This window comes from Gilliamella sp. B2969 (genome assembly GCF_026536195.1).
Classification (GTDB): Bacteria; Pseudomonadota; Gammaproteobacteria; order Enterobacterales; family Orbaceae; genus Gilliamella.
Genome location: NZ_JAFNOP010000005.1, coordinates 1 through 20,221 on the forward strand (window position 1 = coordinate 1; position 20,221 = coordinate 20,221).

The following is a 20,221-nucleotide window of genomic DNA, read 5'->3' on the forward strand; positions in this document are numbered from 1 at the left end:
TGGCTGGCTGGCTGGCTGGCTGGCTGGCTGGCTGGCTGGCTGGCTGGCTGGCTGGCTGGCTGGCTGGCTGGCTGGCTGGCTGGCTCCGTAAACAACTGTATTTTAACATATTTTTAATCCTTTTTAAATAATCCATTGTTTTTTTATACTAAATTTTGAACAAATACTGTATGCCAGTCATAATATTGACTTATGGAGTATAAAAAAAACAATCAAACTCATCAATGATAAAATAGTTAATAATTGTAAAGTCTACTTTAATGATGGCTGATAGTAATTTGTAGGTTTGTTGTTTGAACTCAAAAAGGTCGATACATACTGTATACTTATCAAGCTTATTATTTAAATTAAATGATAAAGCTCTAAACCATTTATCACCCCAATTAATTGTGTGAGATCATAAGAATGAAATCGTTTCACATAAATCCAATCTATTAAGAAAATTAATTACCGTCATCGATATAATTAATTTCACGTTGCGCAACTAAATGACTATCGACGTTATCTGTTAAGCATTTTCGAGCGGATACTTCACTTGTAGTAACTACCTCAATAAACTCTATTTTGATTATTATGTAAAGAAAATGATAAACTTGTTGGGGTAACTTTTTTATTTTTTCAAGAATACATATATACTATGGAAATATTGATTGCCAAGTAACGCGTTTTTATGCCTTTATCTACCTTTGTTATTTTACCTCTTCTGCGACTTAACTTTATTTTCGCTTCATTATTTAAGCAAAATTCCGGCATTGCTAGTTTAAATCAAGCTGCTCAACTGTTGAATTAGGCATAATTATGACTCTTGATACCGTACTTTTAGTGTCAACCATCAGTTGTCTTGGCATGATTTCGCCTGGTCCTGACTTTTTTTTGATTTTGAAAAACAGCTTAACTTATAGCCGAAAAATAGCACTGTTGACGTGTTTGGGAGTCATCACTGCAATATTAATCCATATGAGTTATTGTGTAGCCGGTGTGGCAGTACTGATTGCTGCTACGCCATTATTGTATAATGTATTACGCTATGCGGGCGCCGCTTACTTATTATGGCTTGGCATTAAAGCATTACTTGCTAAACAGACCAATACTACTTATGTCAGTCAACAATTAATTGACAAACAAATGTCCGCTAAATCCGCGTTTATGCAAGGGTTGTTGTGTAACTTGCTTAATCCTAAAGCAACGTTATTTTTTCTAGCTATTTTTACCCAAGTATTAAATGCTAACTCGTCAACCACCGACAAATTGCTAGTTGCATTTATCATTTGGATAGAAGCCGTATTATGGTGGCCTTTTGTGGTTTTCATCTTTCAAACACAAGCAGTTCAACGACACTATTTTAAAATGCAATTAATTATCGATAAATTATTGGGGGTAATTTTAATCACATTGGGCATAAAAGTAGCTTTTGGGTTATAAATTATTATGTATTGATGTTTAAAGGCTTGAAATACCACAAATGCTTTAATGTCATACCTTTCTTTTTTGAATATTCAATCGTTAATTGATAAAATATCAGTAATCTGACTTTTTATAATCATCTTACGTTGTTATTACCGATTATAACTTCATTTTATTCATATTAAATGCGTTAGGCTTGTTGAAAATGGACAAATTATTACAATATGGTCGTGAGCTACTTGAATTAGAACTTTACGAAGCTCAAAAACTACCGAACCGACTCGGACAAGATTTTATTAAAGCTTGTCAGCTGATTTTAACAACAAAAGGCAAAGTTGTTGTGTCAGGTATTGGGAAATCTGGGCATATTGGTAAAAAAATTGCGGCTTCACTTGCCAGCACTGGTAGCCCAGCTTTTTTCATGCATCCTTCCGAAGCACTACATGGTGATCTAGGTATGGTGACCGAAAATGATGTTGTTATCTTAATTTCTTATTCTGGTCGGGCAAAAGAATTTAATTTTATTATCCCTATCCTTACAGCAATGAATGTGCCTATTATTGCAATTACAGGTGGGTTAGATTCACCATTAGCTAAATCTGCTCAGGCTGTGCTTGATATTTCAATTGAAAAAGAGGCCTGCCCTATGGGACTTGCACCGACTTCGAGTTCGACCAATACCTTATTAATGGGCGATGCGCTTGCTATAGCGGTTATGCGTGCTCGAGGTTTTAAAGAAGAAGATTTTGCACGCTCTCATCCTGCGGGGAGTTTAGGCGCTAAATTACTTAATCATGTTAAAGATGTTATGCGACAGGGCGATTCAATTCCAAAAGTACCACAAACGGCAACCGTATTGGATGCTATGTTAGAATTAAGCCGAACTGGCGTGGGTTTAGTTGCAATCTGCAAAAATAATAATAAAATTGTTGGCGTATTTACTGATGGGGATTTACGCCGTTTATTACTCAAAAATGGAACATTGCAAGACAGCATTACAGACGTGATGACCAGCCCAGGATATCAAATCCCCGAAAATTGGAAAGCAGTAGAGGCTTTAAAATCATTTAATGACCACAATATTACAGCTGCACCCGTTGTAAATACCGAAGGTGAATTAGTCGGTGCGTTAAATATTCATGATTTACACCAAGCAGGAATAAGCTAGAAAACTATTACAAATACTTATTGCAAAAAGGTACTATCTATTGAGATAATTACCGACCTAAATTTTTGTCGTTAGACGGAGATCCAAGAAAAGTTACACAGTTAATGAAGTAAATGATTCAATCAGTCATGAACATTAACATTGTGTTGTATATTTTAACCAAAATTAATAGATGATGAAACTACAATGGCAGAAAAGCGAAATATCTTTCTAATTGGCCCAATGGGGGCTGGAAAAAGCACTATAGGCCGACAAATTGCACAACAGTTGGGCATGGAATTTTTCGACTCAGATCAAGAGATTGAAAAACGTACTGGTGCTGATATTGCATGGATTTTTGATTTAGAGGGTGAAGACGGATTCAGAGCCAGAGAAGAAAAAGTTATTAATGAATTAACTGAAAAACAAGGTGTAGTATTAGCTACCGGCGGTGGTTCAGTATTATCAAAAGAGACCCGTAATCGATTATCAGCACGTGGCATTGTTGTTTATTTAGAAACAACTATTGAAAAACAAATGGCAAGGACGCAAAAAGACAAACGTCGTCCATTATTACAAGGTGGTAATACTCCAAGAGAACTTTATGAAGAATTAGCAGGTGAACGTGAACCTCTTTATGAAGAAATTGCGGATATTACTATTAAAACAGATGAACAAAGTGCCAAAGGTGTTGCGGGTTATATCATTGAAAAAATAGAGCAAATTTAAGCCATTTATTTAAATAATAATGGTTAGTCATAAAGCATTAAACCTTTTGGATAGGTTAAGGAGCAAGTATGCGTGTAGATAGAGATGACCGTTATATAACAGAACAACCTAGTAAGGACGCTAAGCCCTCGTTGACATTGCCAAGTTTTTTACAAGATTTTCCAAGAAAAAAATTAATTATTCTTGGTTTGGCAATCGTTATTATTCTGTTATTACTTAGTTTAATTATCTTTCGATCTTCTTCACGTAAAAATGAGCCGACGCTTGTAACGCCTCCTGAAGTGAATAGTGTAAGTTCAGCTGATGCCAATACTACGCCTGTCACTGACGGACTAAACAGTCCAGCGACAAATGCAATGCCAACAGAAAGTGCTGGTATTGCAACCCAGACACCAACTGAAAATGCGTTAAATCAAACAAATACGCAACAACAACTGGATATTCCTAGCGATACAGGTAGCGACTTAGCGAACACATATACGCCAACTGCTCCTTCAGTTAATCGTGATATAACAACGTCAACAAATAGAACGACAACAATTAATGACATTAACGGTAGAACCCATGTTTCACACCAAACAGATAGTCATAATCGAAAATCAACTAATAGAAAAGACGAAAAAACCAATACCGCTAAAAATGCCAAGATAGGAAACGATCGTTATACAATTCAGCTTAGTGCTTCTAAATCGGCTGAAGGTCTAAGAAAACTTGTAAAACAAAATAATATTACTGATTATCATATTTATGAAACTAAACATAAAAATGGTACGTGGTTCATTTTAATCAAAGGCAATTATTCATCAAGAGATGAAGCTCATAAAGCGATGAAATCTTTACCAGCAGCACTCCAAAAAGATAAACCATGGGTTAAATCTGGAGCCGCTATTAACAAAGAAAAAATTGCAAACAACTAAAGGATATCGTTCATTTATCCGACTACAAAGAAAAACTAGGAGTAACCGTTGAAAAAGCAACGAGCCTTTTTAAAATGGGCAGGAGGAAAATATGAGCTTGTGGACACAATTAGGCGATATCTCCCTGAAGGCGATCAATTAATTGAACCTTTTGTTGGTGCTGGATCAGTATTTTTAAATACACATTATAAAAGCTATATTTTAGCTGACATCAATCATGATCTGATTGCATTATTTAACTTGTTAAAATCCAGCCCAGATCAATTTATTAATGATCTTAAATTATTATTTACTCATCAGAACAACCAGTCTGATGCCTTTTATCAACTGCGTGATGTATTTAATCATAGTAAAGATCAATATATACGTTCACTATTATTTGTTTATTTAAATCGACATGGTTATAACGGCTTATGCCGTTATAATAATAGTGGTTTTTTTAATGTACCATTTGGTCGTTACAAAACTATCTATTTTCCAGAAAGAGAACTCTATTTTTTTGCTAAAAAAGCTCAAAATGCCCAATTTATTTGTGCTCCTTATTATGAAGTAATGAAAAAAGCTAAACAAAATTCCGTAATTTATTGTGACCCTCCTTACCTTTCAGCGGGTGATTCGGCGGGTTTTACAGCCTATTATTCGAATAATTTTGGCTTTGAAGAACATAAAAAGTTATCGCAACTTGCTGAAAATATCGCCTATCAAAATGATATTCCGGTTCTTGTATCTAATCATGATACTTCTTATACAAGAAGCTTATATAAAAAAGCACGTCATCTTTATCGGGCCGAAATGCGTCGTTCGATTAGCTGTGCTGGTGAAGGGCGAAAAAAAATTGACGAGATTTTAGCACTATATCAAAAATCTTAAACGACAGGGATGAGCTTTTAGCACAAGAGGTTTTATCATGAAAGAATTTATTATAGCCCCATCAATATTATCTGCTGACTTTGCTCGGCTTGGTGAGGATACTCAAAAAGTACTTGATGCAGGAGCAGATGTTGTTCATTTTGATGTAATGGACAATCACTTTGTTCCCAATCTTACCATGGGCAGTATGTTTTGTAAGGCTCTGCGCGATTTTGGTATAACAGCACCGATAGATGTCCATTTAATGGTTACCCCTGTTGAGGAGCTGATTATTTCATTTGCCAAAGCAGGTGCAACGAATATTTCTATTCATCCAGAAGCGACTATCCACTTAGATCGTTCTTTACAATTAATCAAAGATCATGGCTGCACAGCGGGTATTGTGCTTAATCCTGCTACACCTTTAAACTACTTAGATTATGTGATGGATAAAGTCGATATTATTTTAGTAATGGGCGTAAATCCTGGTTTTGGTGGGCAATCATTTATTCCATCAACATTGAAAAAACTACAACAAGTAAGAGAGCGTATTAATCAATCTAAACAAAATATTCGTTTAGAAATTGATGGTGGTGTAAAAGTTGATAACATTGCCGAAATTGCTAAAGCTGGTGCAGATATGTTTGTTGCAGGTTCAGCAATATTTAGTCAACCAGATTATAAAACAGTGATTGATGCAATGCGTAAAGCGCTATCAGGAGTGAATCATGCCTAAACTCGACGATATTCAAGCCATCGCCTTTGATCTGGATGGAACACTAGTGGATAGTGTTCCTGGACTTGCGCTTGCAGCCAAGCATATGCTTGCCGATTTAAAATTAAATACGATAACCAATGAACAGGTTAAAAACTTTGTAGGTAATGGCATTGATGTGATGTTAGAACGCATATTTAAAGCTATCAATGTCCAACCTTCCAATGAAATGTTTTCACAAGCCAAGGCACTCTTTAATCGACATTATGATAAGGTTATGGATGTAGAAACTAAGTTATTTCCACACGTCAAACAAACCTTAAAAGCATTACATGACAACCACTATCCACTTGCTTTAGTCACCAATAAACCTGCACAATTTTTGCCTGATTTACTGACTTCTTTAGGAATAAAAGAATACTTTTCGTTAGTCTTAGGGGGTGGTGATGTGATCAAATTAAAACCTCATCCAGCTGGACTTTATCAAGTGATGGCGACCTTTGGTCTATTTAGTGATCAATTATTATTTGTGGGTGATTCTCAAAATGACATTATGGCAGCTAAAAATGCACATTGCCCTACTGTAGCATTAAGCTATGGTTATAATTATGGAATATCGATTGCAACAAGTGATCCCGATTTCTTATTTGATGATTTTAAAGATATATTAACGTTATTACCTCATCCCAAAGCTGATGCAAAAAAATAATTAGCAAAAAACAGAGCATAAATAAATTAGGAATAAATTATGAGTAAACCGATTGTATTTAGTGGTGCACAACCTTCAGGAGAACTAACACTTGGCAACTATTTAGGTGCTTTAAAAAATTGGGTTGCGCTACAAAACGAATATGACTGCATTTACTGTATTGTCAATCAACATGCGATAACCGTAAGACAAGATCCACAAAAATTACGCAAAGCAACGCTAGATACAATGGCATTATATTTGGCATGCGGAATCGATCCACAAAAGAGCACTATATTTGTACAATCTCATGTTCCTGCCCATGCAGAATTAGGCTGGGCGTTCAACTGCTATACCTATTTTGGTGAACTTAGCCGCATGACGCAATTTAAGGATAAATCATCACGTCATTCAGAAAACATTAATGCTGGTCTATTTGATTATCCTGTGCTTATGGCTGCTGATATTTTGCTATATCAAGCCAATTTAGTACCGGTTGGCGATGATCAGAAACAACACCTTGAGCTAACACGTGATATTGCTATGCGATTTAATGCACTTTATGGTGATGTTTTTACTGTACCAGAGCCATTTATTGCTAAAGTTGGTGCAAGAGTGATGTCATTACAAGAACCAACCAAAAAAATGTCTAAATCTGATGAAAACCGCAATAACGTGATCGGCCTACTTGAAAATCCAAAAGATGTGGAGAAAAAGATCAAACGTGCGATGACCGATTCTGACGAGCCACCAGTAGTTCGCTATGACTTAAAAAATAAAGTCGGCGTTTCTAATTTATTAGATATTTTAACTGGCGTTACAGGTAAACCGGTAGCAGAGCTTGAAAAAGAGTTTGAAGGAAAGATGTATGGTCATTTGAAAACGGAAGTAGCAACGCAAGTGATCGATATGTTAACAACATTACAAGCCCGTTATCATGAGTATCGCAACGATGAAAATTATCTATTTTCTATTATGCGTGAAGGCGCTGAAAAAGCGCGCGCTAAAGCCGAGCCGACCTTGAAAAAAGTATACGATGTAATCGGTTTTGTTTAATAGCGAGTCGAATAAATAGCACGAATTAAGGGTAAACTTAAACAATATTAATTGACATAAGTACGCTTGTCATAAGATGGCAAGCGTAGTAAAGTCATTTAACGATGATAGGTCTGTTATGAAGATTATTATTCTAGGTGCAGGACAAACCGGCAGTGCATTAGCTGAGTATCTGGTTACCGAAAAACAAAACGATGTTACTGTCGTTGATGAAGATCATGACAAACTGCAATCACTACAAGAACGCTTTGATTTACAAGTTATTTTAGGAAAATCTTCATACCCTCAGGTATTAGAAAGCGCCGGTGCCGAATCCGCTGATATGCTTGTTGCTGTAACCAATTCTGATGAAGTTAACATGATGGCCTGTCAAATTGGTCATGTCATGTTTAAAATACCGCAAAAAGTTGCCCGTATTCGAGCACCTGAATATAACGACGAAAAATATCCCTTCTTTAACAAAGATTGTATTAATATTGACCACATCATCGCACCCGAAAATTTAATCACTAATCATGTCAGCCGGTTAGTACAATATCCAGGCGCTTTACAATTTGCCTCTTTTTATGATAATCGTGTCTGTCTGGTTGCAGTCACTGCTTATTATGGCGGTGCATTAGTGGGCAGTGAATTATCTGAACTAAAAGAGCATTTACCGCATGTAGAAGCTCGAGTGGTTGCGATATATCGAAAAAATCGTTTTATTCGCCCAATCGGTTCAACCTTAATTGAAGCGGGTGATATGGTCTATTTTATTACCCCTCCGGTGAACATAAAAGCCGTAACAAGTGAATTACAACGCTTAGAAAAGCCCTATAAACGTATCATTATTAGTGGTGGAGGCGGTGTTGCTGTCGCTCTAGCCAAACGCTTAGAAAACGATTATCAAGTAAAGTTAATTGAACGTAATGCTCAACGAGCTGAGTTTATTGCTGAACAGTTGGTCAATACAACCGTATTACATGGCGAATCTTCAGACCAAGAACTCCTCTCACAAGAACAGGTAGAATTAACCGATCTCTTTATCGCTGTCACCAGTGATGATGAATCTAACATTATGTCATCAATGCTGGCTAAACGAATGGGCGCTAAAAAAGTGATTGTTTTGATTCAACGGCAAGCTTACCTAGAATTGATCAATGATAGTGTGATTGATATTGCTATTTCACCACAGCATGCCACAATCTCTGAGCTTTTAAGCCATGTAAGACAAACGGGTATCGTCAAAGTCGTTTCACTCAGACAAGGGGAATCCGAAATTATTGAAGTTGTGGCGAAAGGCAATAGTGATACATCAAAACTTGTTGGTAAAAATATCAATGGATTAAAATTACCTTCAGCTGCAACAATTGGTGCAGTAGTACGAGGTGAAGATGTGATTATTGTTAATACTGATTTAACTATTGAAGATAATGACCACTTAATCATCTTTTTACCTGATAGAAAAGCCATAACCGATATTGAAAGATTATTACAATAATCTTGTTTAAAACTGATACTCAGTTCATAATACACAAATTGTTTTGACTCGGGGTGTTTTTTGTTTGATACAAAAAACTGAGATTTTACCCGTTGAACCTGATCTGGATTATACCAGCGTAGGGAAGTCTAAGCCGTTAACCTTCTGATTGGCAGATTCTTCCTAACCTGTTATAAGTTGTATTAATCGTTAAGGAAAGAATATGTCAGAGATAAAAACCTTTCAGGCTGAGCACGCCACACCATTTATTCACCTTGTTAAGCAGCAACGCCCATTAGTGCATTGCATCACCAATGAGGTCGTGCAAAATTTTACCGCCAATATCTTACTGGCAATTGGTGCATCGCCAGCGATGATTATTGCCAAACAAGAAGTGAAATCATTTGTCGATATTGCCAATAGCTTATTAATTAATATTGGAACACTGCATAGCAATATTGCTGAAAGTATGCTGTTAGCTGCCGAACAAGCCCAACAAAGCCGAACACGCTGGGTGCTTGATCCGGTTGCCGTTGGACCTGCCTTAGCTTACCGCACTGATATCGCTCAACAATTATTAAAATACCAACCGACAGCGATTCGGGGTAATGCCTCTGAAATTTTAGCGCTAAATGGCGAACATTCTTCTTCTAAAGGTACCGATAGCCAAGATTCGACAACGGTTGCATTAACGGCAGCTCAACAATTGGCTCGTCGTTATCAAACCATTGTCGCCATGACAGGCGATATTGACTATATCACTGACGGCGAGAACACCTATCGCATTGCGGGTGGAGATATTGCATTAACGTCTGTTACCGGTACAGGTTGTTCATTATCCGCGATGGTTGCTGCGTTTATTGCTTGTGGTGCTGATAGTTTAGCTGCCACAGCCAGTGCTTGTTATATGATGAAAAAAGCTGGTGAGCGAGCCAATAAACAGCAAGGACTAGGCAGTTTTGCTGTGTCGCTTATCGATCAGCTTTCACTTTTTGTTGATGGTTCAAAATAGGGCAAGCAGATGAAAAAACAACTCGATTTAACCCTCTATTTAGTGCTCGATCCGCAATTGTGTGGCGGTATTCAAGGTATGCTTAATACCACCAAAATTGCCATCGAAAATGGTGTAACTACCGTACAATTAAGATCAGAACAAGAACTATCAGGTAAAGATTGGTATCATGCAGCTATGCAGCTCAAACACCTTTTAAAAGACACACCAGTACCGCTACTTATTAATGATCATGTCGATATCGCATTAGCGATAGACGCTGACGGCGTACATATTGGACAGCGTGATCTACCTGTTGCCGTTACTCGTCAATTAATCGGTGCAAATAAATGGCTCGGCTTTTCTGTTAGTAATCAACAACAACTTGATGCCGTTGAATGGCAATTGGTTGATTATTTGGGTATTGGGCCAATCTTCCCAACTTCAACCAAAAAAGATGCGGCCTCCGCCATAGGTACTGCACAATTAGCTGAACTTGTGAAACTCAAACAGTGTCCTGCGGTTGCCATTGGCGGAATTGGTTTATCCAATGTCACTGAGGTCATAAAAACTGGTATTGAAGGTGTCGCAGTAGTATCCGCTATTTGTGGTCAAGCAGATATTGCTAATGCCAGTCAATCGCTACTGACCAAAATTCAACAAGCAAGATAGGAAATCAAAGAATGACAACAGTTGCATTAACCATTGCCGGCTCCGATCCTAGCGGTGGCGCTGGTATACAAGCAGATTTGAAAACCTTTTCGGCGTTAGGTGCTTATGGCATGTCAGTGATCACCGCATTAACCGCACAAAGCACGCAAGGCGTCGATGCTGTTTTACCTGTCTCGCCTGAATTTGTAGAAGCCCAATTTAATACTCTATATCAGGATATCAATATTGATAGTGTAAAAATGGGCATGTTAATGAATAAAGAGATTGTGACAGTGGTTCATCATCTCTTAAAAAAAAATCCGATTGCCAACATCGTACTTGATACTGTCATGGTGGCTAAAGGCGGTCATCCACTACTGAAATCTGATGCGGTGAATGCAATCCGTGAATTACTCTTACCATTAGCCACCGTTATCACCCCGAATCTACCAGAAGCGGCTGCCCTGCTCGATTGTCAAGAAGCCCAAAATGAGGACGAAATGCAGGCACAAGGACATGCCTTGCTAAAATTAGGTTGTAAAGCGGTATTAATCAAAGGTGGGCATTTACTTAGTCAAGAAAGCCCAGATTATTTAATTACTCCAAACCAAACAATTAGAATGGTATCGCCTCGTATCCAAACTAAAAATACGCATGGTACAGGATGCACTTTATCAGCTGCAATTACCGCATTATTACCGCAACACAGCTTGCCAGATGCCATTCAACAAGCAAAGAACTACTTACAAGGTGCAATTAGTCATGCCGATGATTTATCGATTGGCAAAGGAATTGGTCCAACCCACCATTTTTATCAATGGTGGTAAAAGCTAGCGAGCAAAATAATGGATTACTTGATGCTTGATTACCCGTTATTAGGGAAAATCATGACAGTTTGAGAGTTGAACGGGTGTGGGATTGCCAAGCTTTGCAATCCCACATAGGATTATTTAACATCTTCGGCTTTATTTGTACTGCAATAAAGTGTATTTTCATGAGATACGTTATTGCCGTATTTATCCTGAGAATAAAAAATCCAACAGCTTTTCATCGATGAGTCAATTTTTTGCACCAATTTAACCCTACTTCCAGAGTAGTCACAACGAACATAAAAGTTCTCATTAGGTTTAAATTGTTCAACCTCCCAGATAAACTGATATTTTTTAACGCCATTCTTTTTACTTAGCAAACGTTGATGGGGTCTTTGTATCACCGCCGGATCGTCTAGATAAACATTAATACCCCAAAAGTCCTGTGAAAGGATAGTCTTATCGATATCAGAAGCATCAGCATATTTGCTCTTACCAATCAGGTCCCAACCTTCTGGCATGTTTACCATTTTTTCTCGAACATCGATCGATTTTGGGCAATCAATTTGGTAAGCATTGACGGTAAAAACCATTGCAAACCCGACAATGATTGTAACGATCGCATTTAACGTTTTTCCTTGCATATTGTTCATCCTTTTAAAATTTTTAGGCACATAATCAATTATTTTAGCCTAATTGAGTGAAAATCATGATGAAATAGAGTGTTAAACTAGGGGGATTGCAATGACTAGCGATCCCACATAACATTAATGATTATCACCCCTTTTATTGGTACTGCAATAAAGTGTGTGTTCACTATTTATCTCATTACCAAGCTCATCTAAAGAGACGTCAGTCCAGCAGCTTTTCATCGATGTATCAATTTTTTTTACTAATACAACCTCACTGTTATAATAGAAACATGAAGCATAATAACGATCAGTATCTTCAGGTCGTAAACTTACGTCCCATTCATTGCGATATTTCTTAAAACCTTTCTTGTTATTCAGCACATAATCCTCAGATTTTTGTACCACTAAAGGCTCTCCCAAAAAAACACCTACACCGGTAGATTTATGTGAAATGTTTTTCACAAAACCACTATTCCAAAATTCTTCCCTATCAGCTGCCCCCCATCCGTCTGACATGTTTTCAACTTTTTCTTTAACATCAATCGATTTTGGACAATCAATTTGGTAAGCATTGACGGTAAAAACCATTGCAAACCCAACAATGATTGTAACGATCGCATTTAACGTTTTTCCTTGCATATTGATTATCCTTTTAAGCATTGCAGGTAAATAACATTTTGAAATATTGAATATTTACGGCAATTATGGCGAAAATATCGACTTAGTCAAGTAGATTTAATCATTGATAATTGCATCTATCATTATCATGATTTTGAGTGGGGTTTTATTGAGATTGCTTTAAGTGAAATACATTGCAACCATGAATAGTCAACAAAAATATAGCAGAAAACAAAAAAGGGATTTTAGCGAAAATCCCCTTTTAATTTGACTTAATATTTTGCCACATGCTACACAGTAAAATCACCGGATAGTTATCTACCATTAAACTGATTAAAATTAATATGAAATACCCACAAACTCATAACCGGCTTCATTGACTGCTGCAATTGCTGCTTCTTGCGAAATGCTACCACCCTCAATATCAACTTCATGTTTGGCTAAATCAACCGTCACCTTAGCTTTGGGATCGATATCATTAATCGCCTTAGTAATTGCTTTAACACAATGCTGACAAGTCATATTATCGACTATTAATTTCATGATAGACCTCTCTAATCAATCTGATAAAATCTACTATTAAATAAAAATTCATTTAACATCATTTAAACGTTACACAAAGAACCATTCTTTTAAATAATTGTTTTCGGTTGTACCTATATAGCATTATATATAACTAATTTTTAATAAGTTCAAGCTGAGTTTTATTAATAACTTTGTATAGCTAAAGAAGGCAATATTTTTTATTATTTAATGTAACTTTATCAAAGGAAAGAACATAATCAATATTTTGCTCTAGAGTCATAGTTTTACCACGAATACAAAAAGAGTAACGTTCATACCAGACGGTTGACCATAAACGCCAATTTTTATTATTTGACCAGCAGGTAAGTAAACTTGATTAGCTTTATTTTTGCCTTTCACCTTTATGTTCATTCCCAAATTTTTTACTTTTGGTCTATTTGTTGTTTTACCTTCAGTATATAGATAACCAAAATTAGGTTTTATTACATCAAAATTGATAATACTAAAATGATACCAACTATCATAATCCCCTACAAGCATAACCCTTGCCCTTGGTTCATTAGCACTTGGCTCTACATATTGGATAACTTTTTTATAGTCCATAAGGCTACAACCAGTTAATTAAATTAGTATAATTAAAAGAAAAATTTGACTAAATAGTTTTTCATAAATCATCCAACTTATACAGTAATCGCATTACACGCATACTAGATTATTTCTATTCTATACAAAGTTATTATAATTACGTTTCTTCTAGTTAGAATCTAATGTTAATACAACAAACTATCCTTGTTATATTGATAATATTCACCTCTTTTGAGCATTAAATCTTATATTTCAAATACAGCCCAGTTGAGTTTATACAGTGAAAATTATGGCAATAATTAGAATAATTATCGATTTATGTTATTTTCCAATACAAAACGAACTAAATATCCGTCCAAGTAAATCATCCGAAGTAAATTGACCCGTTATTTCACTTAAAGCTTCTTGTGCTAACCTTAATTCTTCAGCTAATAGTTCACCTGCATGAAATGTCGTGAGTTGGTACTTACCGTTATTTAAATGTTCAGCGGCTTTTTCTAGTGCCTGTAAATGGCGACGACGGGCTAAAAATCCACTTTCTGTGCTACTGGTATAGCCCATGGCTTGTTTAAGATGTTCACGTAATAGCTCAATGCCTTCGCCTGTCCGTGCAGAAAGTTGAATCAGTGAGTAGCCATTTACTTCACTAAGACCAAGTTGTTCACCTGTTAGATCAGCTTTATTACGAATAACTGTCATCGGTATATTTTTAGGTAAACGTTCAATAAACTCAGGCCATAATTTTTCTGGGTTGGTTTCGGTTGTTGTAGTACTATCAACCATAAATAGTACGCGATCAGCTTGGTTTATTTCTTGCCAAGCCCGTTCAATACCAATACGTTCGACTTCGTCACTGGCCTCACGTAGCCCTGCTGTGTCAATAATATGCAATGGCATGCCATCAATATGAATATGTTCACGTAACACATCACGGGTAGTGCCGGCGATATCAGTAACAATAGCCGCATCGCGCCCTGCTAATGCATTAAGTAAGCTCGATTTACCAGCATTGGGGCGCCCTGCTATGACAACTTTCATACCATCACGTAATAACGAACCTTGCTTCGCCTCTTGTCTGACTTCATTTAAGCGAATAATCACTTCATCAAGCTGAGCTTCAATTTTGCCATCAGATAAAAAGTCTATTTCTTCTTCGGGAAAATCGATGGCAGCTTCAGTAAAAATCCTTAAATGAATTAACGATTCAACCAATGCATTAACTTTTTGTGAAAATACCCCTTGTAATGATGAAATTGCCGATTTTGCAGCTTGCTCAGAACTGGCATCAATCAAATCGGCTATCGCTTCCGCTTGTGCCAGATCCAATTTATCATTCATAAAAGCACGTTCGGAAAATTCCCCTGGTCTTGCTATACGCACATCAGCAATTTCTAAAATACGTTTCAACAGTAGATCTAAAATAACGGGTCCACCGTGGCCTTGAAGTTCAAGTACATCTTCACCAGTAAATGAATGTGGATTGGGGAAGAATAAAGCAATGCCTTCATCTAACGTTGTCCCGTCAGAAGCTAAAAAAGGTAAATAATGCGCATATCGTGGCTTAGGTAAAATGCCTAAAACTGCTTTAGCAACCTCTTGAGCTTTAGGGCCAGAGATACGCAATATACCAACCCCACCACGACCAGGCGGTGTTGCTTGTGCAACAATTGTATCTGATTTCATATTTTTCTTTTTTCTAAAAAATTAAAAAGCAATGTGTTCATCATACCATGTACACATTGCAAATACAGTATTTGTCGAGTGTTTACCGTTAGCAAACTAGCAAAATCATTGTTCGGTCATCAACAAATTATTGATAAATTAATTAGTTTGGGAGTATGCAGCATGACCATTTTTTATGGTTGTGACTGTCTTGAATCGTTGGGATGATCGAAGAGCCATGAATTAAGTAATGCCAGTGGTTCTCGGATCAATGCTAAATATCTATCAACGTTGTCATAACTTAAATGACTTGATAAACCAGATACATCTTCGATACCAAATCGTTTAGCTAACATTATAGAGCGTAATAGATGAAAATCGTTAGTCGCAATTACGGTTTTACTTGGTGGTAAAATATTAAGTACATTATGTATTTGTTCCACAGTACGTAGTGATTTATCTTCAATATAGATTCTCGATAAATCAATGCCTTTATTGAGCAAATAACGAGCCATCACACTGGCTTCTGTAGCTGACTCATCTTGACCTTTACCACCACAAACGATGACTTTAGTTTCGGTATTATCGTTTAAATAATTTACTGCCGAATCTAAGCGAACTTGTAAACTGGGTGATGCTTCTGCTGGGTTACCAACTACTTGAGCGCCTAAGACAATCAACACATCAGCGTGACTCTCAGGTTTTTTAAGTGCATAAAGATAAATAACAATATTACAAATAATGAAATATGTTAAAACAACCAATACACCATATTTAATAAATTTTAGCATTTAGATTCACACCCTTTTTTATAACAGTATTGAAAATGGTCATTAACCAATCCCATCGATTGCATAAAAGCGTAACAGATCGTCGAACCAACAAAACTAAAGCCTCTTTTTTTTAACGCTTTAGACATTTTATCTGATATATCAGTAGTAATAGGAACTTCGCTTATATCGTTGAAATGATTAATGATTGGTTTGCCACCCACAAATGACCAAATAAATTGTGAAAAATCTTCACCATTATTTTGCATTGCAAGATAAGCTTTAGCATTTTTTATAATACTATTAAGTTTTAATTTATTTCGAATTAATCCCTTATTTGTAAGTAATTTATCGATATCTTGCGCTGTTAATTGAATAATCTTTTTAGGATCAAAATTAAAAAAACAGCGACGATATTCATCACGTTTTTTTAGTACGGTAATCCAAGATAAGCCTGCTTGCTGACCTTCCAAACAAATTTTTTCAAATAATTTAAGACTATCGTATTGTGCAATACCCCACTCATTATCATGATAGTCAATATACAACGAATCATTTGAAACCCAACTACAACGTGTTATTTCATTATTTTTCATCAAGTTATTACCTAATAAATGAATTTTTTTAATATTCATTTGAAAAAACATTATACATAATTTAGCTATAGTAAATTATAAATCAAATAGTCGGTTTTATAACATCCATTAAATTTTTTTATGATAAAAAAAAACACATTTTTTTGTGGCAAAATGAGCGCTTTATATTTAGTTTTAATCAAAAAAAGTATATTTTTTTATTATCTATCTTAATTTAACAATAATTATAAGGTCTTTTCATGAGTCAATCTGAAATCAATGCGCAGTGGCAACCCAATGCCCGGCCATTAAACAGTAAGGATTTAAAAACATTAGTTTTATCCTCTTTAGGGGGAACGTTAGAATTTTATGACTTTGTTATCTATGCGCTATATATTGATACCATTGTCAAACCACTCTTTTTACCCCACACTTTATCGCCATTGACTTTAAATCTTTTTGCGTGGGGTATCTTCGCTGTTGGTTATTTGGTAAGGCCTGTTGGTGGCATTATCATGGCTCATTTTGGCGATAAAGTAGGACGTAAAAAAATGTTCACTTTAAGTGTAGCAATGATGGCGTTACCGACATTTATCATTGGTGTTTTACCTACTTATGAAATGATAGGTATTTTTGCACCATTATTGCTATTAGTGATGCGTATGCTGCAAGGCGCAGCTATTGGTGGTGAAATGCCAGGTGCATGGGTGTTTATTGCCGAACATGTGCCAAAACAGCGCTATGGTTTAGGTGTCGGCACATTAACATCAGGCATTACGGGTGGAATTATGCTCGGCTTTATTGTAACAATTATTATTGATCTTTATTTTACCAAAGAAAATATTTTAGATTATGCTTGGCGTATTCCATTCATTATTGGTGGTATTTTTGGTGTGATTTCAGTTTATTTACGTCGATTCCTATCAGAAACACCAATTTTTAAAGAATTAGCTGCCCGTAAGGCTATCGAAAAAAATATTCCTGTGGTTACGGTACTACAAAAACATAAAACTGCATGTATTATCGTAGCTTTATTAACTTGGTCATTATCCACTGCAATCATGGTCGGTATTTTAATTACTCCTGGCCATATTGTTGGAGAAATGTATCACTTTTCCAATCTTGATTGGCGTATCGGTGGTTGCATTGCGGCTTTGACACTAACAATAGGCTGTGTTATTTCTGGTTGGCTTGATGATAAATTAGGAACAAGTAAAACAGTCGTAATAACCTGGGGCGGACTTGCAATTGCCAGTATCATTTTCTATAGTTCACTGACTGCTGATATGTCGTTAGCAAAACTGTACTGCCTTTGGGCGATATTTGGACTATTTATTGGTTCTATTGCCATGACACCAATTATTGGTACCAGAACATTTCCACCAACTATTCGCTATTCAGGCTTATCATTTTCTTATAATTCAGCATATGCACTATTTAGTGCCATTACACCTACATCAACCATTTATTTATTGAGTCCTGACCATTTATTAGGTAAATATAGCTATTTAGGTGCGGGAATTTACATCTCATTTGTTGCGCTAATTGCAGTAGCTGTTGGTTTTTATCCTCTAGCTAAAAATGGCTGGCAAAACGAAGCGGATCATTAATCATTTTAGTAAAAAAAGCAGATCAAATAGATCTGCTTTTTCTTTAAGTTGTCACTTTAAAATTTGAATAGTATTATCGCATTGTTACAAACTCTTCTGCCGCAGTTGGATGAATAGCAACAGTATTATCAAAATCTTTTTTGGTTGCACCCATTTTAAGCGCCACAGCAAAACCTTGCAGCATTTCGTCCATACCATAACCCATACCATGAATTCCGACAATTTTTTCGTCTTTACCAACACACACTAACTTCATTCGGCATGGTTGGCGATGCGTTGTGACCGCAGTATACATTGCAGTAAAAGTTGAGGTATATACTTTTACATTTTGCTCACCAAATTGCGCAATGGCTTCAGGTTCAGTTAAACCAACCGTACCTATTGCTGGATGAGTAAATACAACTGTTGGAATATTAGTATAGTCTAAATGTTCATCCACTTTATTATTAAATAATCGTTCAGATAAGCGGCGTCCAGCTGCAACGGCAACAGGTGTTAGAGCGATAGCACCTGTATCATCGCCAACAGAATAAATACCTGGAACATTAGTATTTTGATATTTGTCGACCATAACAAAGCCATTATCATTAGTTTTTACCCCTGCTGCGGATAAGTTTAGATCGTTGGTTGCTGGTTCTCGACCAATTGCCCAAATCACACAATCAACAGTATAACTTTCGCCATTTTCTAACGTTAATGTTAATGAATTATCACTATTTTTAGTAACAGACTGAGGAATAGCAAAAGTATGCAAAGTTTGGCCTTCTGTCTTAATAACCTCCATTAATGTCTCAACAATAAGTGGATCAAAAGAACGTAATGGTGTCGCTTTACGAATAAATTGATGAGTTTGTGAGCCTAATGAATGTAATACACTGGCAATTTCACAAGCTATATAACCCGCACCCACAACTGCAACACGCTTTGGTAATGCTTTCAATGCAAAAAAGCCATCAGAAGTAATACCATACTGCGCACCAGGAATGTTAGGTATAGTTGGTTTACCACCAACTGCAATTAAAATATGATCCGCGCTATAACATTCACCATTTACTTCAACTGTATGTGAATCAATAAATTTAGCATATCCTTGAATCACATCCACCTTATTTTTACGTAGCACGTTATCATAAGATTGATGAATACGATCAATATAAGCGCTTCGACTTGAGATTAATTTGTCCCAATTAAATTGATTTATCGTTGTATCAAATCCATAATCTGGACCATAATGTTTTATTGCTTCGGCAATTTGCGCACCATACCACATCACCTTTTTAGGTACACAACCAACATTAACGCAAGTACCACCTAATAATTTTGCTTCAATAATTGCGCATTTTTTTCCGTATGACGCCGCTCTGTTAACTGACGCAATACCGCCACTACCACCACCGATGGCAATATAATCATAATGTTTCGTCATTCAATATCCTTAATACTCGTTGTCTTCATTTAGCTATAGCTTTGCACAAACGAGATAATAAAAAAAGTATTAAATTTAAAATTTAATGATAGTTATTAACGATTGATTATGCGACCAAGATTTGCATTTCCGAATAAATTCAAAAGTAATAAAAGGATAATTTAAATAATTAAATTAATAATAGTATGTAATTATAATGTCTATTGATTTGGTTTGATTTAATTTTGAATAAAAAATTATATAGGATTACAGAGGTATTAACCCCAAAAAACTATTTTACTGATTATTGATATTAACTGCTGTGATATTAGGTACTTAAGCTACCACTCACTGGTAATCGCTAAACTTTATCCTAACAATGATAATTTTACTTGTTATCCATAAAATATTTAGTTGTCGTACC

At 36.1% G+C, this 20,221-nt stretch carries 21 protein-coding genes and 1 riboswitch; of the genes, 13 read left to right on the forward strand and 8 right to left on the reverse strand.

Annotated elements, in window-relative coordinates; genetic code table 11:
* The first annotated feature begins 798 nt into the window (after nt 1-798).
* The 12 genes from J3U66_RS05370 to thiD all read left to right on the forward strand — a co-directional run bounded on the left by J3U66_RS05370 (nt 799) and on the right by thiD (nt 11,433).
* Nucleotides 799-1,422 carry a LysE family transporter gene (locus tag J3U66_RS05370; RefSeq protein WP_267348286.1) on the forward strand — a complete coding sequence of 208 codons (624 nt, stop codon included), beginning with the start codon at nt 799-801 and terminating at the stop codon, nt 1,420-1,422.
* A 187-nt stretch (nt 1,423-1,609) separates the two neighbouring features.
* On the forward strand, nt 1,610-2,572 hold the full coding sequence (gene gutQ, locus J3U66_RS05375) for an arabinose-5-phosphate isomerase GutQ (RefSeq protein ID WP_267333653.1): 963 nt from the start codon (nt 1,610-1,612) through the stop codon (nt 2,570-2,572).
* Between the two features lie 186 nt (nt 2,573-2,758).
* Nucleotides 2,759-3,280: a shikimate kinase AroK gene (aroK, locus tag J3U66_RS05380; RefSeq protein WP_065634798.1), complete on the forward strand. Its 522-nt coding sequence runs from the start codon at nt 2,759-2,761 to the stop codon at nt 3,278-3,280.
* A gap of 68 nt (nt 3,281-3,348) precedes the next feature.
* Entirely contained in the window at nt 3,349-4,197 is an 849-nt protein-coding gene (locus tag J3U66_RS05385) for an SPOR domain-containing protein (protein ID WP_267343594.1), read from the forward strand.
* Between the two features lie 48 nt (nt 4,198-4,245).
* Nucleotides 4,246-5,067: a Dam family site-specific DNA-(adenine-N6)-methyltransferase gene (locus J3U66_RS05390; protein WP_267333655.1), complete on the forward strand. Its 822-nt coding sequence runs from the start codon at nt 4,246-4,248 to the stop codon at nt 5,065-5,067.
* A gap of 37 nt (nt 5,068-5,104) precedes the next feature.
* Nucleotides 5,105-5,782, forward strand: a complete 678-nt coding sequence (gene rpe / locus J3U66_RS05395; RefSeq protein WP_267343595.1) for a ribulose-phosphate 3-epimerase — start codon at nt 5,105-5,107, stop codon at nt 5,780-5,782.
* The gene (locus tag J3U66_RS05400) at nt 5,775-6,470 is read left to right on the forward strand and encodes a phosphoglycolate phosphatase (protein WP_267343596.1); all 696 of its coding nucleotides are present in this window, start codon (nt 5,775-5,777) and stop codon (nt 6,468-6,470) included. The genes rpe and J3U66_RS05400 overlap by 8 nt, the downstream gene beginning before the upstream one ends.
* 39 nt (nt 6,471-6,509) lie before the next feature.
* The gene (gene trpS / locus J3U66_RS05405) at nt 6,510-7,505 is read left to right on the forward strand and encodes a tryptophan--tRNA ligase (protein ID WP_267348288.1); all 996 of its coding nucleotides are present in this window, start codon (nt 6,510-6,512) and stop codon (nt 7,503-7,505) included.
* A 76-nt stretch (nt 7,506-7,581) separates the two neighbouring features.
* On the forward strand, nt 7,582-8,985 hold the full coding sequence (gene trkA / locus J3U66_RS05410) for a Trk system potassium transporter TrkA (protein WP_255307739.1): 1,404 nt from the start codon (nt 7,582-7,584) through the stop codon (nt 8,983-8,985).
* A gap of 39 nt (nt 8,986-9,024) precedes the next feature.
* A riboswitch (TPP riboswitch) is annotated at nt 9,025-9,127 on the forward strand.
* Nucleotides 9,128-9,187: 60 nt separating this feature from the next.
* Entirely contained in the window at nt 9,188-9,976 is a 789-nt protein-coding gene (gene thiM / locus J3U66_RS05415; RefSeq protein WP_267333659.1) for a hydroxyethylthiazole kinase, read from the forward strand.
* Between the two features lie 9 nt (nt 9,977-9,985).
* Entirely contained in the window at nt 9,986-10,627 is a 642-nt protein-coding gene (gene thiE, locus J3U66_RS05420) for a thiamine phosphate synthase (protein ID WP_267333660.1), read from the forward strand.
* 11 nt (nt 10,628-10,638) lie between these two features.
* Nucleotides 10,639-11,433 carry a bifunctional hydroxymethylpyrimidine kinase/phosphomethylpyrimidine kinase gene (gene thiD, locus J3U66_RS05425; protein ID WP_267348289.1) on the forward strand — a complete coding sequence of 265 codons (795 nt, stop codon included), beginning with the start codon at nt 10,639-10,641 and terminating at the stop codon, nt 11,431-11,433.
* Between the two features lie 119 nt (nt 11,434-11,552).
* On the opposite strand, the gene J3U66_RS05430 is transcribed toward thiD, so the two are convergent.
* The 7 genes from J3U66_RS05430 to J3U66_RS05460 form a co-directional block, all read right to left on the reverse strand.
* A complete protein-coding gene (locus tag J3U66_RS05430; protein WP_267348290.1) occupies nt 11,553-12,059 on the reverse strand; it encodes an STY0301 family protein in 507 nt (168 codons plus the stop codon).
* A 123-nt stretch (nt 12,060-12,182) separates the two neighbouring features.
* A complete protein-coding gene (locus tag J3U66_RS05435; protein WP_267333663.1) occupies nt 12,183-12,686 on the reverse strand; it encodes an STY0301 family protein in 504 nt (167 codons plus the stop codon).
* Between the two features lie 318 nt (nt 12,687-13,004).
* Nucleotides 13,005-13,208 (reverse strand): heavy-metal-associated domain-containing protein, encoded by a 204-nt coding sequence (locus tag J3U66_RS05440; protein WP_267343599.1) that lies wholly within the window; start codon nt 13,206-13,208, stop codon nt 13,005-13,007.
* A 258-nt stretch (nt 13,209-13,466) separates the two neighbouring features.
* Nucleotides 13,467-13,793 carry a hypothetical protein gene (locus J3U66_RS05445; protein ID WP_267348292.1) on the reverse strand — a complete coding sequence of 109 codons (327 nt, stop codon included), beginning with the start codon at nt 13,791-13,793 and terminating at the stop codon, nt 13,467-13,469.
* Between the two features lie 303 nt (nt 13,794-14,096).
* A complete protein-coding gene (mnmE, locus tag J3U66_RS05450; protein ID WP_267343603.1) occupies nt 14,097-15,458 on the reverse strand; it encodes a tRNA uridine-5-carboxymethylaminomethyl(34) synthesis GTPase MnmE in 1,362 nt (453 codons plus the stop codon).
* A gap of 173 nt (nt 15,459-15,631) precedes the next feature.
* Nucleotides 15,632-16,228, reverse strand: coding sequence for a YdcF family protein (locus J3U66_RS05455; protein ID WP_267343604.1), 597 nt, complete (start codon nt 16,226-16,228; stop codon nt 15,632-15,634).
* Nucleotides 16,222-16,803 (reverse strand): DNA-3-methyladenine glycosylase I, encoded by a 582-nt coding sequence (locus J3U66_RS05460; protein ID WP_267333668.1) that lies wholly within the window; start codon nt 16,801-16,803, stop codon nt 16,222-16,224. The genes J3U66_RS05455 and J3U66_RS05460 overlap by 7 nt, the downstream gene beginning before the upstream one ends.
* A gap of 239 nt (nt 16,804-17,042) precedes the next feature.
* Here J3U66_RS05460 and J3U66_RS05465 point away from each other — a divergent pair, with 239 nt between their 5' ends.
* A complete protein-coding gene (locus J3U66_RS05465) occupies nt 17,043-18,392 on the forward strand; it encodes an MFS transporter (protein ID WP_267348295.1) in 1,350 nt (449 codons plus the stop codon).
* Nucleotides 18,393-18,465: 73 nt separating this feature from the next.
* On the opposite strand, the gene gorA is transcribed toward J3U66_RS05465, so the two are convergent.
* A complete protein-coding gene (gene gorA / locus J3U66_RS05470) occupies nt 18,466-19,818 on the reverse strand; it encodes a glutathione-disulfide reductase (protein ID WP_267348297.1) in 1,353 nt (450 codons plus the stop codon).
* Between the last annotated feature and the right edge of the window lie 403 nt (nt 19,819-20,221).

Bases quoted from the DNA above. Each gene is read 5' to 3' on its own strand.
- J3U66_RS05370 (WP_267348286.1), top strand. From the start codon at position 799: ATGACTCTTGATACCGTACTTTTAGTGTCAACCATCAGTTGTCTTGGC.
- thiE (WP_267333660.1), top strand. From the start codon at position 9,986: ATGAAAAAACAACTCGATTTAACCCTCTATTTAGTGCTCGATCCGCAA.
- thiD (WP_267348289.1), top strand. From the start codon at position 10,639: ATGACAACAGTTGCATTAACCATTGCCGGCTCCGATCCTAGCGGTGGC.
- thiM (WP_267333659.1), top strand. From the start codon at position 9,188: ATGTCAGAGATAAAAACCTTTCAGGCTGAGCACGCCACACCATTTATT.
- trpS (WP_267348288.1), top strand. From the start codon at position 6,510: ATGAGTAAACCGATTGTATTTAGTGGTGCACAACCTTCAGGAGAACTA.
- rpe (WP_267343595.1), top strand. From the start codon at position 5,105: ATGAAAGAATTTATTATAGCCCCATCAATATTATCTGCTGACTTTGCT.
- gutQ (WP_267333653.1), top strand. From the start codon at position 1,610: ATGGACAAATTATTACAATATGGTCGTGAGCTACTTGAATTAGAACTT.
- J3U66_RS05455 (WP_267343604.1), bottom strand. From the start codon at position 16,228: ATGCTAAAATTTATTAAATATGGTGTATTGGTTGTTTTAACATATTTC.
- J3U66_RS05440 (WP_267343599.1), bottom strand. From the start codon at position 13,208: ATGAAATTAATAGTCGATAATATGACTTGTCAGCATTGTGTTAAAGCA.
- gorA (WP_267348297.1), bottom strand. From the start codon at position 19,818: ATGACGAAACATTATGATTATATTGCCATCGGTGGTGGTAGTGGCGGT.
- J3U66_RS05385 (WP_267343594.1), top strand. From the start codon at position 3,349: ATGCGTGTAGATAGAGATGACCGTTATATAACAGAACAACCTAGTAAG.
- mnmE (WP_267343603.1), bottom strand. From the start codon at position 15,458: ATGAAATCAGATACAATTGTTGCACAAGCAACACCGCCTGGTCGTGGT.
- J3U66_RS05430 (WP_267348290.1), bottom strand. From the start codon at position 12,059: ATGCAAGGAAAAACGTTAAATGCGATCGTTACAATCATTGTCGGGTTT.
- J3U66_RS05445 (WP_267348292.1), bottom strand. From the start codon at position 13,793: ATGGACTATAAAAAAGTTATCCAATATGTAGAGCCAAGTGCTAATGAA.
- J3U66_RS05400 (WP_267343596.1), top strand. From the start codon at position 5,775: ATGCCTAAACTCGACGATATTCAAGCCATCGCCTTTGATCTGGATGGA.
- aroK (WP_065634798.1), top strand. From the start codon at position 2,759: ATGGCAGAAAAGCGAAATATCTTTCTAATTGGCCCAATGGGGGCTGGA.
- J3U66_RS05435 (WP_267333663.1), bottom strand. From the start codon at position 12,686: ATGCAAGGAAAAACGTTAAATGCGATCGTTACAATCATTGTTGGGTTT.
- J3U66_RS05465 (WP_267348295.1), top strand. From the start codon at position 17,043: ATGAGTCAATCTGAAATCAATGCGCAGTGGCAACCCAATGCCCGGCCA.
- trkA (WP_255307739.1), top strand. From the start codon at position 7,582: ATGGCAAGCGTAGTAAAGTCATTTAACGATGATAGGTCTGTTATGAAG.
- J3U66_RS05460 (WP_267333668.1), bottom strand. From the start codon at position 16,803: ATGAAAAATAATGAAATAACACGTTGTAGTTGGGTTTCAAATGATTCG.